The sequence below is a fragment of the Shewanella sp. SR44-4 genome (assembly GCF_014163715.1).
GTDB lineage: Bacteria > Pseudomonadota > Gammaproteobacteria > Enterobacterales > Shewanellaceae > Shewanella.
Genome location: NZ_JACJDU010000073.1, coordinates 1 through 13,194 on the forward strand (window position 1 = coordinate 1; position 13,194 = coordinate 13,194).

The following is a 13,194-nucleotide window of genomic DNA, read 5'->3' on the forward strand; positions in this document are numbered from 1 at the left end:
CGATAAACGCTATCAATTATTTTAATTCTATTGACTAAAGAAATGGTTGCGGGAGTAGGACTTGAACCTACGACCTTCGGGTTATGAGCCCGACGAGCTACCAACTGCTCCATCCCGCGTCCGATTGACGCTGCTTTAATTCATCTTATTAAACTGGCTAGTTAGCGTGTTTAACGGTCTGCTTCAAAGCGGGGCGAACTATAGCGATCCCCGTTTATATTTGCAAGTAAAATCTAGGCGATAGCTATTTGTTTGCTGGTAAAATAAGCGAGTCACTGCTTTATCGTACGATATTGCCAAATTAACCCAAAAATAAGGGATTTTAACCGTCCATTTCGATAAGTCGTTGGGGTTATGTGTTTGAGCAGGTATAATGCTGCACTGAATTTTGCGTAACCGATGACTGACTAATACATGTTTAATTTTTTTGCTGCAGCCCCAAAGGGTTTCGAATATAGCCTTGCTTCTGAACTTAAAGAGTTCGGAGCAACCGACGTTAAAGAAAGTGTTGCTGGAGTATATTTTTCTGCTTCATTAGAGCTGGCTTATCGCATTACATTATGGACTCGTTTAGCGAGCCGTATCGTATTAGTCATCTATAAAGGAGCTTGTGATTCTGCAGAGCAACTTTATAACGCAGCATACTGCATTGATTGGCCATCGCATTTTTCCCATAAAAAAACCTTCAGTATTGATTTTCACGGCACGGGTGGTTTCATTAATAACACTCAATTTGGTGCGCTGAAAATTAAAGATGCTGTAGTTGACCGTTTTCGTGATGATGGTACTCCTCGTCCCGATGTAGAACGTGTCAATCCAGATTTTAAAATTGATGCCCATTATCGTAATGGTCAACTGACTATTTCAATGAATTTCTCAGGCGCTTCTTTACACCAACGCGGATACCGTTCAACTACGGGTGAAGCACCATTAAAAGAAAACCTCGCTGCCAATATGTTGGTTCGCAGTGGTTGGCAAGCTAATCCTATTACTGTGCTTGACCCATTTTGTGGCAGTGGCACGGTATTAATAGAAGCGGCATTAATGGCTGCTGATATTGCACCTGGACTAAAACGTGAGAAATTTGGTTTCGAAAATTGGCAAAGTCACAATAAAGCAATGTGGCAGGTTATTTTTGACGAAGCTCAAGCGCGTGCAACCTTGGGCAAAACTCGTTGTAAGCTTAAGTTTTACGGTTCAGACATAGAACCTCACCTGATTTCTATCGCTAAGCGCAATGCTGAGAATGCTGGTGTAGCTGAATTAATTGAATTTAGCGTGTCAGATGCACTCGATGTAACACCTCCTGTAAGCGAAGGTTTTTTGATTTCTAACCCGCCTTACGGTGAGCGTTTGGGTAATGTTACTGAGCTTTTACAACTTTATTACCAACTCGGTGATAAGTTTAAAAAAGAGTTTGGTGGCTGGAAAATAGCTATGTTGTGCAGTGATGTTGAACTTATATCATCGCTTAAACTAAAAGCTGACAAGCAGATGAAAATGTTCAACGGCGCATTAGAATGTGCTTTTAACATTTATACCTTACACGCCAACAGTACCCGCCGCGACGTGCCTGAATTGCCTGACGGTGTTGATATTATCGATATTGCGCCAGCATTTGCGAATCGTATTAAAAAGAATGTTAAACAGTTTGAAAAATGGGCTAAAAAAGAGCGCATAGACAGTTATCGTTTATATGATGCTGATTTACCTGAATACAACGTCGCCATTGATAGATACGTCGATTATGTTGTTATTCAAGAATATTCAGCTCCAGCAACTATTCCTGAAGCGGTGACTAAACGCCGTATTAGTGATGTGCTATTAGCCTTGCCTGGGGCGTTAGGGATTCATCCTGATCGTATCACCTTGAAAACTCGTGAACGTCAGAAGGGCGCTAACCAATATCAAAAAATTGACGAACGTAAAGTTGAAGTTATCACTGAAGAATATGGTGCTAAATTTAAACTTAACTTAACCGGTTATCTCGATACGGGTTTGTTCCTTGATCATCGAGTTACACGTAAACTGGTTGGCGATAAATCAAAAGGCAAAAATGTCCTTAATTTATTCGCTTACACTGGGTCTGCATCAGTACATGCTGCGATCGGCGGAGCTAAATCAGTTACTACCATCGACATGTCTAATACCTACATCAATTGGGCCAAAGAAAACTTTGCCTTAAATGGTTTGTCTGGGGCTAAATACGACTTTATTCAAGCAGACTGTTTGCAGTGGATAAAAGATAATAGCCATCAGAAATATGAACTCATTTTTATCGACCCACCGACGTTTTCAAATTCAAAACGTATGGAAGACAGCTGGGATGTACAACGCGATCATGCAGAGATGTTAGGTGGGTTGATTAAGCTACTTTCTCCAAATGGCGAGCTTATTTTCTCAAACAACAAACGTAAATTTAAAATGGATATCGAGGCGTTGAACCAAGCAGGTATCGACGTGACTAATATCGACCATTTATGTTTACCGCTGGATTATAAACGTAATCCACATATCCATAATGTTTGGCTACTGACTCATGCTAAAAAATAGTTCAGTCGCCTATGTGCTATTTCACACCGAGGGTTGTCATCTGTGTGAAATAGCTCAAAAATTGGTTGATCAAACCGCAATACATTATCAGCACATCGATATTTGTGATAACGCATCACTTGCAGAGCGTTATGGCATGAGCATTCCTGTATTTGTACAGGGCGAACGTGAGTTATTCTGGCCTTTCGATGCCGCACAATTACAAGAATTTTTAGGAGTTTAGATTGAGTCTGGTACGCATTAATAATGGCTCGTTAGCCTACGGTTACATTCCTTTGCTGCTAAATGCAGATTTTACCATTGAACCTGGTGAGCGCGTGTGTATTGTTGGGCGTAATGGCGCCGGAAAATCAAGTTTAATGAAAGTATTATCAGGTGATGTATTACTTGATGATGGTGAGTTTAATATTGCAAATGACGTTAACGTCAGTCGTTTACAGCAAGACCCTCCTAAAGCAGAAACCGGATCGGTTTACTCTTATATAGCAGCGGGTTTGAAAGAAATAGGTGAAGCGTTAGAACAGTATCATCAATTATCACACGATGTTGCAGATGCTAATCCTGAGCAGATGGACCGTATGCTGAATCAAATGCAACGTCTTCAGGAAGTGTTAGATCACAATGACGGCTGGCAATTAGATTCACGCATTATCCAAAACTGTCAGTTATTAGGTCTAGATCCGGATAAGCCATTAAATGAATTGTCTGGTGGTTGGCAGCGTAAAGTGGCGTTAGCTCGTGCCCTTGTTGTTAATCCTGATTTATTACTGCTTGACGAACCTACCAACCATTTAGATATCGATACCATTGAATGGTTAGAGCAATTTTTATTAAGCTTTAAAGGCGCTATCGTATTTGTAAGCCATGACCGTGGTTTTATTCAAAGAATGGCAACGCGTATCGTCGATTTAGATCGTGGTGTCGTGGTCTCATTTCCAGGTAACTATCAAGTTTATTTAGATGGTAAGCAAGAATGGTTACGAGTTGAAGCTGAGAAAAACGCTCATTTTGATAAAAAACTTGCCGACGAAGAAACCTGGATCCGCCAAGGTGTTAAAGCGCGACGTACTCGAAATGAAGGTCGTGTTCGAGCGTTAAAAGCACTACGTACCGAACGTAGTGAACGCTTAAACCGTCAAGGTAACGCCAAAATGTCGGTATCTGATAACGAACGCTCTGGTAAGTTAGTATTTGATATTAAAAATGTTAACTATAATTTGCCTGATAAAAATTTAGTTAAAGATTTCAGTACTACTGTCATACGTGGTGACCGTATCGCGTTAATTGGCCCAAATGGTTGCGGTAAATCAACGCTAATCAAACTGTTAATTGAAAAGCTACAGCCTCAATCTGGCGAAATTAAAGTCGGTACTAAGCTAGACGTTGCCTATTTTGACCAGTATCGTGAAGCGCTTGACCCAGAAAAAACAGTAGAAGAAAACGTTGGTGAGGGTAAAAGTACCGTCACAATTAATGGCCAAGATCGACATATTCTTAGTTATCTACAAGATTTCTTATTCTCGCCAATGCGTGCTCGTACTCCGGTAAAAGCACTTTCTGGTGGCGAGAAGAACCGTTTGTTATTGGCGAGATTATTATTACGCCCTGCCAATTTAATTATTCTCGATGAACCAACAAACGATCTTGATATTGAGACGTTAGAATTGTTAGAGTCACTGCTTGCTGATTTTGCTGGTACATTACTTATCGTGAGCCACGATAGAGCATTTATCGACAATACCGTTACCAGCAGTTGGTGGTTTGCGGGCAATGGACAATGGGCTGAGTATGTTGGTGGTTACCAAGATGCTGTTGCTCAAGGTGCAAAGTTTTATTCTGAGGAACCTGTTGCAACTAATGTTGTCCAACCTACCGCAGTGGTTGAAACAAAGCCTGTCAGTATCCCTGAGAAAGCAGTCAAAAAACTGTCTTACAAATTGCAAAAAGAATTAGATACGCTTCCGAGCCAAATGGAACAGCTCGAGCAAGATATTGCCCAATTGCAGCAAACCATAGCGGGTGCTGATTTTTATAATCAACCGCAGGATTTGGTCAATAAAACACTGCAGTTGTTGGCAGAAAAAGAACAGAATTTAGAAGTTTGCTTCGAGCGATGGGAAGAGCTTGAGTCACTGAAGTAAAGCATAATAAAACAGGAATAGTTACATGAAGTTAAAGTTTGATAAAGCCTTATCCCTTGTTGCGATAGGTGTATTAAGTGTGATTGGAACAGTTCAAGCTGCGCCAGTATATGAAATTGTTAATATTGAAGATTTCGACCTAAATGGCACTATTGACGGTACACGTAATGGCTATGCCATGGCGGTGAACAGTCAAGATGAAGTTGTCGGTATTTCAAAAGGTAAAAAGAAACTTAGTACCGAAGACATTGAAGGCGGCATCATTGATGTTGAAGATGGTATTTCTGATGCAGAAGAGATTACCTATTCAGTATTAACACCAATAGAGGCAAATAACTTCACTGTCACTACCAGTGCAAATGCCGCTGAAGGCGCTTGGAAGCCTTCATTTTATAGCCTAGCTGGTACGACTAATCCTACTGACGTAGACAGTGATGGTGAACTGGTTGTTAATTCAATTGATACCTTCTTCTATGGTCTTAACAGTAATGGCACCAAAGTGGGTGCTTATACTGGTGAGCAAAAGACCTTGGCTTATGAAGGTACAAGCACAACACAAGAGCTTTGGTATTATCGTGATTTTGAACTTCGTGCCATTGCAGTAAAAGATGATGTTGAATTTTCATTACTACCTCCTTACACAACCTATGTTCGTGAACAAGATGCTGACACTAGTGCAGCTACCGTTGAGTTAGGTGGTTCGTCTGTTGCAGCCGATGTAAATGAAAATAATCTTGTTGTTGGTTATGGTAGTACCGCATTGGCTTCATCAAGTGTTGACCGTGTAGATACCTGTATTACAAGTGCAGAAGACACCGATGCAGATAATCCTACGCCGCTCGCTATTTGTGTTCAAGATTCTCAGTATCCAGACACTAACAGCCGTCGTTATATTATTTATCAAACACGCGCTTTAGTATGGGATTTAAATAACATAGACGATGCCGGTGTACCTGAGCGTACTGAATTACCGTTAGGCTTAACTCCTGCAACGGATTCAACGCTAATTTACACCGCCCAAGCATTAGGTGTTAACAGCGACGATGATGTTGCTGGCCGCTCACATGTTTATCGTAACGGCGACACCGATAAATTATATTTTGATGCTGCTTACTGGAAAAAGAATGCCAATGGTGAATATCAATATAATTGGGTAGATATGGAGAATGAAGTCACAAGCTCTATTGCGTATGATATTAATGATAATGGTATTTTAGTCGGCAGTTATCGTAAATATATTGGTGGTTATTTACGTGACAAATTCTTCACATTAGACACTAACAATCCAGAACAAGGGATTGTTACGCCGAATGACTTCCAAACCACATTGTCAGATTTAAGTAGCAAACCTAAAGATATCAACAATAAAGGACAAGTTGTCGGTTATGTTGAATCAACTTACGACAAAGAAAAGCCTCGTCCAAAAGTGGGCTTCTTATTTGAAAATAGTACTAGCGAATTTTCTAATTTAAACGATCTCCTTACCTGTGGTTCTAAAGGCTATGTACAGAATACTGATGGAGAGTGGGCTCGTCATCAAGTGAGTATTCAAGATGGTACTGGTGAAATATTAACTTATAACACCGATATTCAAGTTGTAGAAGCCAATAGCATCAATGAAGACGGCACTATTGTAGGGACTGCGTTTATTCGTAAGCCACAATATCAAACCGATGCAACTACTGGTAATGTGCTTGTCGGTGAAAATAACCTACCGCTATTTGAATTAGATGGGAACGGTGCTCCAGTAACAGCATATTTACCGCGAATGGTTATTTTGAAACCAACCTCTGGTGAAGCATGTACGACTTCAGACACAGTTGAAGAAGTGGCTTATGTGCGTCAAGGTGCAGCCAGTTTTGCTTGGTTGTTCACTCTGCCATTATTATGGTTGCGTCGCAGAGTAAAAAAATAGGCTTAACTGTCATCATAGACTCAGTGTAGTCACCGTCATCTAGCACCTCAAACAGGGGGTAGTCTAGAACCATAAAAAAATCGAGGAAATATTCCTCGATTTTTTTTAACCTAATTCTCAATACCTTAATAAAAGATCATTAAAATGATGGTTTTTTTGGTTGATTTTGGTTAAAAAACGATCTATTTCTATATGCAAGGCTTCAGCTTTATCATGTCAAACAAAAGCCTGTTACTGAAGAGGACTCATGCATGAAAAGACAGAAAAGAGATCGTTTAGACAGAGCATTTTCAAAAGGATTTCAAGCCGGAGTAGGAGGGCGTTCTAAGGAGGTTTGTCCCCATTCGAATCTGGATTCACGGTCTCAATGGTTAGGCGGATGGCGTGAAGGTATTGACGGTCGTCTTAATGGCCTATTTAACAAGTAGTACTTAATAAGTAACACTTAATAAAATGCCCTCGCGAAGTATATCGGAGGGCATTAAGCTACATTTTCAACGTATTTCGAAGTAAAGTGGCGTTAACTAGAAAGTTGATGTATCACTAAAAATACCTACTTTTAAATCAGTTGCTGAGTAGATTTGACGACCATCAACTTCCATCGTGGCATCAGCTATACCCATAACCAATTTTCGGTGAATTTTGCGTTTAATATTAAGCTTGTAAGTCACTTTCTTTGCATCAGGTAATACTTGGCCGGTAAATTTCACTTCACCCACGCCTAATGCTCGACCTTTACCTTCAGCGCCTTCCCAGCCTAGGAAGAAACCAACAAGTTGCCACATAGCATCCAAACCTAAACAACCAGGCATTACTGGGTCACTGATAAAGTGGCAATCAAAAAACCATAGATCGGGTGTGATATCGAGTTCGGCAATTATTTCACCTTTACCAAATGCACCACCATCTTCATTTATGGTAATGATACGGTCAATCATCAACATATTGTCGACAGGTAAGCGCGGTCTATTTGGGCCTAAAAGATTGCCATGACCACATGCGACAAGTTGCTCTTTAGTGAAACTATTAGCTTTTTCCATTTAAATCGATACCACTTAATTGACTGATAATACTAACAAGATAGCGAACACGTGTAAGCTAAACAACTCCGATCACTAAATAATGTGCAATCTAGCTAACAATTTAGCAAAAAAGTTCAGTTCCACGTCATCATCATCTTGTCCGGCTAATTTATCTAAACGTTGTTGTACTAATCCGTAAAGCGTGTCTGGTGCAAAGTCGTTATCTTCATTCGCGACTCCAGCAGGCATTTGCATCAGCAGTTCAACTGCTTGATCCATATGCTCAATTGCATGGATATGAAATAATCCTTTATCAATGGCTTCAATCACAGCAGGTTCAAGATTTAGCTGTAATACATTGGCCTTAGGCATAATAACACCTTGTTCACCCGTTAAACCGCGGCGTTGACATAAATTAAAGAAACCTTCAATTTTCTCATTCACACCACCAATCGCTTGTACATTGCCAAACTGATCTAATGCGCCTGTAACCGCTAAACTTTGGATAATCGGTTGTTCAGCTATCGCAGACATTAAACAGCAATACTCGGCGAGTGAAGCGCTATCACCATCAATTTCTTGGTAAGACTGTTCAAATACAATATTTGCATTCAAATGAAGAGGCGCGTCACGACCAAAAATACGGTACAAGCAAGCAGATAGGATCATCATGCCTTTTGCATGAATATTGCCACCCAACTCTGATTTTCGTTCAATATCTGCCACTTCGCCATCACCATAATGCACTGATGAGGTAATACGGGCAGGCTCACCATAGGTATAATCGCCTGTATCAATAACCGTAAGGGCATTAATCTGACCTACCATAGCGCCTTTAGTTGGCAGGTTTATAAAATTATCATCAAAACTTTGAGCCGAATATATTTCAGAGCTATTGTGACGGAATTTTAATTTTTCCAGTGCTTTAGCTATAGCTGCAGCATTCAATGTAGCTTGACCTGAATATACTTTTGCTTGACCTAATAGTTGCCTAAACTCCAACATACTTAAACTTAAGCGTTGTTGATGTTCAACCAAACGAGAGCTATACCAAAATAACGGTAACAAACTTGATGGTTCTAATTCAACAGATTCTGCTTGGGCAAGCACGTTCAACCATTGCACATAAGACGATTCAGGATGCTGTGTTAGATCAACTTCATTACTCATTTCAGCCAGCAATGGAAAATGGCGATTAAAATTTCGGTCTTCAACTCTAAGCTGGCTATACGATAAACCAGAGCCCACAAGTACAATTTTACAATTCAGTGGAATAGGAGTTAACTCATTATTAATACGATAAAAGCCATCGTGGATAATTTGCATCAACAAATCCCACAAACTCTCGCGCTGCCATAATGATGCTAAGCAAATAAACACGAAATGATTTTTGGCTAGTGCACCAGGTTTATAAACACTGGATTTATCCGTTTTAAGCATTCTACCGAGCAAATCAGCACGGCGAATAGTCCCTTGTAAATAGCAAGACAATGATTCTTGTTTAGCGATAATGCCGACATGTTCAGGAGGGAGTGTTTGTTGCCACTTAAACTGAATATCTGCATCTTCTTGCTGTTTTTTAGTCGCAACAAGGTAATGATTTGAAGGCGTGTTAGCTTGAGTTACCAACGCATCAATAAATAGTGATCTATCTACCCCTAAAAAATCAGCAAGAAATAAATGTTGCGAATTTGTTTTGCTCATTAATTTGAATGTTTCAACCACTCGTTCTTGACCAAGCAGTATATGACTTGGAAAAGAAACTGAAGTCGATGCATCAGGTAAATGATATTGAGGAGCGAGTTTGGCACTAGGCAGTAGCGTTGAATTCATATAGTGGTAATTTAGCTGCGACAACGAAAAATAATGAGATGATATTAGCATAAAGCACCACAAAAGCCTTAGCAGATTCAACTCTTCTAGCTTACCTGGTGTTGTTGAAGTGATTCAAGTCCATAAAAGAGTCGCCAACGAGTTTTGTGTTGATTAAAAAAGTCTCGATGATGACAAAAATATGAGCATGCTGATTAAATGCTATGCACTCAGGTGTTTTTTTTAACTTTATGGTTTACAAGCAAACGAGTTACTTATATTATTCAGCCCGTTCGGAGGGATGGCAGAGTGGTCGAATGCACCGGTCTTGAAAACCGGCAACGGTTTATCCCGTTCTAGGGTTCAAATCCCTATCCCTCCGCCACATTCAAATAAAAAGGCCTTATCGAAAGATAAGGCCTTTTTATTTGGGCGTAAGATAGGACTCTGAACCCCGGGTTCCTCTTTATTAAAAGCAAGCTATCCCTCTTCTAGATTCAAGACCAAATGCCAAACCGACAAATATAAGGCCTATGTATTTGGGCGTAAGATAGGACTCTGAACCCCGGGTTCCTCTTTATTAAAAGCAAGCTATCCCTCTTCTAGATTCAAGACCAAATGCCAAACCGACAAATATAAGGCCTTTTTATTTGGGTGAAAGATAGGGCTCTGAACCCCCGGGTTCCTCTTTATTAAAAGCAAGCTATCCCTCTTTTAGATTCAAGACCAAATGCCAAACCGACAAATATAAGGCTTATTTATTGGGGCGCAAGATAGGATTTTGAGCCCAAAGGCTCCTCTTTATGAAAAGCAAGCTATCCATCCTCATTAACAATTTTGAGCTTTACCTGCATTAAGTGAATATTGTGAGCATTGATACCGAAAACGACGACAAGGCACCACAAATTGCCAGCGCAGGCTGTGCGTTTAAGAATCCCCTCCAAAAAACACAACTCATCCTCATATTTGATGGCTATCAAGTTTCTCAGCTGTGCTGAATTTCGTAGGTTATCGATAAGTTACTAATTCAAATATAGTTTTTGGATGTGTCGATTGAAGTTGATGAATTGAGTACATCGAGCAGAGCTGTCGCCAAAGCAATGGAAATGAGCTATGTTACTTGTTCAGATGATGGGTGGCACAGTGTTTTCTACCGTTTAGGTCTTGGATATAGTGTAAAAAACTGAAGCTCTAATCTCATTTTGTTTTTCGTTTTATTAATATTTTTTTCGCTCATTAACTAAGTGATTTGCTTTGATACTTAATCAAGCTTACCTTATATTAAAGAATATCTGTTCGTTAAAACTGTTTTAGTATTGAAGTTAAAAAACAGTAATAAGTAGACTTTTGTGATTGATTAAAAGGCAAAAAGTTCTTATTTACAAAAGCTGATTAATCCATAACTTTTTATCCCAAACAGTATAAAGGCCATGCACAAGAATACGATAAGCCAAGAGGTTAATGAGTTAGTTTTAGATGCGACTAATGTTGGCGTCTGGGATTGGCGTGTTGAAAATGATGGTCTTGTTTGTAATGAACGTTGGGCTGAGATTATAGGATATACCTTATCGGAGTTAATGCCTGTTGATTACCAAACTTGGCTAGATGTATTGCACCCAGATGATTTGCCTAGAGCAATTAAAAATTATGACTATCATTGTCAAGGCCAAAGCGAACTTTGTGAGTTAGAAGTTCGTATGAAACACAAAAGCGGTCATTATGTTTGGGTATTGTCTACAGGCAAAGCTATTGCATGGGATGTTGAAGGCAAGCCGACACGAATGATTGGCATGCACCAAGAAATAACCTTTCGTAAGCGGCAGGAAGAACTACTTGCAACCACAACCGAGTTATTGAGAGAATCTCAAGAGATAGGCAAGCTAGGTGGCTGGCAACTCAACTTGCATAACGGTGACTTGATTTGGACAGATGAAACTTACAGAATTTATGAAACAACTCCGCAAGAATATATTCCTACCGTTGAAATGGGGGTAAGTTATTTATTACCCGATTCCAAAAAATTATTCCAAGAAGCGCTTGATGCTGCGATTCAACTTGGCGAAGAGTACGACTTAGAGCTTGAAACTTATACCACCAAAGGACGAAAGATTGACGTTAGAACGACTTGTCATATCACGTATGTCGATGGTGTTGCTGAAAAATTAAGTGGTATATTTCAAGATATTACCGACGCAAAAAATAATCAACGCAAACTTGAAAAAAGTAATCAGGTATTAAAAGAAGTAAATGAGAAGTTAAAGTTTGCAGCCAACTATGATCCACTAACACATTTGCCAAACAGAAATTTGTTAGCTGATCGAATGCAGCAAGCGCTTATCAAAGCGCAGCGTAATAGCAAACAAATAGCTATAGCCTTCCTAGACTTGGATGGCTTTAAAGAGGTAAATGATGCTTACGGTCATGATATAGGAGATGAGTTTCTTTGCCTTGTTGCAAATAGGTTTAAAACTGCAATACGAGAGGATGATACTCTTGCTAGGTTTGGTGGCGATGAGTTTGTTTTGATTCTTGATGATTTAGACTGTCATCATCAAGCAACAGAAATATTACAGCGAATACTTTCTTCAATTACAGAAATATTTATTATTGAAAATAAGCGCCTTTCTATAACTGTGAGTATTGGAGTGACATTTTTCCCACAGGATAATAGTTACCCAGACATACTTATTCGTCATGCTGATCAGGCTATGTATAGGGCTAAAGAGCAGGGAAAGAATTGCATTCATGAATTTGACTTTGAAAATGATGTAGCGATAAAACTCCAGTATCGAGAGTTAGAATACATAAGCAATGGATTTAATAACAATGAGTTTTTGTTATTCTACCAACCCAAAATTAATATGGAAACTAATGATATTATAGGTTTAGAGGCCCTTATTCGTTGGCAACATCCGACAGAAGGTCTTTTGTCACCCTTTCGCTTTTTGCCCTACATTGAAGAAGAGCCTCTAGCAATTGAGTTAGGTAAATGGGTAATTGACCAGGCAATAAAGCAGCATAATGAATGGCGACGCTTAGGAATAGTTATACCTATCAGTGTCAATGTCAGTCCATTACAACTTCAGCATGAAGATTTCATTAAACAATTAAATGAAATCTTATTTCTCAACACGAGTTTTCAAGCGGGTCAGCTTGAATTTGAAATTTTAGAATCCAGTATTATTAAAGATACTCAGCACATCGCTGAGGTTATTAGTCAATGTAAACAGTTAGGGATACGTTTTTCGTTAGATGATTTTGGTACGGGGTATTCATCTTTAAGCTATTTGAGAAAGTTAAAGACTGATATTATAAAAATAGATCAATCTTTTGTCATTGACATGTTAGATGATATGGACGATCAAGCCATTGTAAAAAGTGTCATTGAATTATCGAAGACCTTCGGTCGTTCTGTGATAGCAGAGGGGGTTGAAACCCAAGAGCATGGTCGGCAATTACTCAAAATGGGATGTCAATTAGCACAAGGTTTCGGTATAGCAAGGCCAATGCCAGCAAGCTCAATCCCTGAGTGGATTAATTTATGGAATGCGTCTCCTCCTTGGATTTGTAAATGAGCGTTATGAGTTAGTCTTTAGTGTGTGTTGATCTTTGTGTGAAAGCATAGGTAATCCCCCCTAAAAATAGTAGATTTCAAAAGTAGAATTTTCTCGTAATATATACGCAGGGAGATTCTGCATGAAAACATCAAAATTTAGCGACAGCCAAATCCTAGCAATCCTTAAACAAGCCG

Annotated in this window: 8 protein-coding genes and 2 tRNA genes; 7 read left to right on the forward strand and 3 right to left on the reverse strand. The window is 39.4% G+C overall.

The window, feature by feature from the left end:
- Positions 1-43 precede the first annotated feature (43 nt).
- A tRNA-Met gene (locus tag H5125_RS20630) sits at positions 44-119 on the reverse strand.
- A 295-nt stretch (positions 120-414) separates the two neighbouring features.
- On the opposite strand from H5125_RS20630, the gene rlmKL reads away from it, so the two are divergent.
- From rlmKL to rmf, 5 genes are all read left to right on the forward strand, one after another.
- Positions 415-2,553: a bifunctional 23S rRNA (guanine(2069)-N(7))-methyltransferase RlmK/23S rRNA (guanine(2445)-N(2))-methyltransferase RlmL gene (gene rlmKL / locus H5125_RS20635; RefSeq protein ID WP_182745266.1), complete on the forward strand. Its 2,139-nt coding sequence runs from the start codon at positions 415-417 to the stop codon at positions 2,551-2,553.
- Positions 2,540-2,776 carry a glutaredoxin family protein gene (locus H5125_RS20640; RefSeq protein ID WP_059744475.1) on the forward strand — a complete coding sequence of 79 codons (237 nt, stop codon included), beginning with the start codon at positions 2,540-2,542 and terminating at the stop codon, positions 2,774-2,776. The genes rlmKL and H5125_RS20640 overlap by 14 nt, the downstream gene beginning before the upstream one ends.
- 1 nt (position 2,777) lies before the next feature.
- Entirely contained in the window at positions 2,778-4,694 is a 1,917-nt protein-coding gene (locus H5125_RS20645; protein ID WP_101086605.1) for an ABC transporter ATP-binding protein, read from the forward strand.
- 25 nt (positions 4,695-4,719) lie between these two features.
- Positions 4,720-6,609: a DUF3466 family protein gene (locus H5125_RS20650; RefSeq protein ID WP_182745268.1), complete on the forward strand. Its 1,890-nt coding sequence runs from the start codon at positions 4,720-4,722 to the stop codon at positions 6,607-6,609.
- Between the two features lie 251 nt (positions 6,610-6,860).
- Positions 6,861-7,037, forward strand: coding sequence for a ribosome modulation factor (gene rmf, locus H5125_RS20655; protein WP_011638106.1), 177 nt, complete (start codon positions 6,861-6,863; stop codon positions 7,035-7,037).
- 96 nt (positions 7,038-7,133) lie between these two features.
- Here rmf and fabA read toward each other — a convergent pair whose 3' ends face one another.
- Both fabA and H5125_RS20665 read right to left on the reverse strand, forming a co-directional pair.
- Positions 7,134-7,649: a bifunctional 3-hydroxydecanoyl-ACP dehydratase/trans-2-decenoyl-ACP isomerase gene (fabA, locus tag H5125_RS20660; protein ID WP_011638105.1), complete on the reverse strand. Its 516-nt coding sequence runs from the start codon at positions 7,647-7,649 to the stop codon at positions 7,134-7,136.
- A 75-nt stretch (positions 7,650-7,724) separates the two neighbouring features.
- Entirely contained in the window at positions 7,725-9,464 is a 1,740-nt protein-coding gene (locus H5125_RS20665) for an AAA family ATPase (RefSeq protein WP_182745272.1), read from the reverse strand.
- Between the two features lie 274 nt (positions 9,465-9,738).
- On the opposite strand from H5125_RS20665, the gene H5125_RS20670 reads away from it, so the two are divergent.
- Positions 9,739-9,828: transfer RNA gene (locus H5125_RS20670), tRNA-Ser, on the forward strand.
- Positions 9,829-10,873: 1,045 nt separating this feature from the next.
- Positions 10,874-13,018, forward strand: a complete 2,145-nt coding sequence (locus tag H5125_RS20675; protein WP_182745270.1) for a bifunctional diguanylate cyclase/phosphodiesterase — start codon at positions 10,874-10,876, stop codon at positions 13,016-13,018.
- Positions 13,019-13,194 lie beyond the last annotated feature (176 nt).

What these genes read in the sequence shown, in the direction of transcription:
- H5125_RS20650 (WP_182745268.1), top strand. Translation starts at nt 4,720, where the DNA reads ATGAAGTTAAAGTTTGATAAAGCCTTATCCCTTGTTGCGATAGGTGTA.
- rlmKL (WP_182745266.1), top strand. Translation starts at nt 415, where the DNA reads ATGTTTAATTTTTTTGCTGCAGCCCCAAAGGGTTTCGAATATAGCCTT.
- H5125_RS20675 (WP_182745270.1), top strand. Translation starts at nt 10,874, where the DNA reads ATGCACAAGAATACGATAAGCCAAGAGGTTAATGAGTTAGTTTTAGAT.
- fabA (WP_011638105.1), bottom strand. Translation starts at nt 7,649, where the DNA reads ATGGAAAAAGCTAATAGTTTCACTAAAGAGCAACTTGTCGCATGTGGT.
- H5125_RS20640 (WP_059744475.1), top strand. Translation starts at nt 2,540, where the DNA reads ATGCTAAAAAATAGTTCAGTCGCCTATGTGCTATTTCACACCGAGGGT.
- H5125_RS20665 (WP_182745272.1), bottom strand. Translation starts at nt 9,464, where the DNA reads ATGAATTCAACGCTACTGCCTAGTGCCAAACTCGCTCCTCAATATCAT.
- rmf (WP_011638106.1), top strand. Translation starts at nt 6,861, where the DNA reads ATGAAAAGACAGAAAAGAGATCGTTTAGACAGAGCATTTTCAAAAGGA.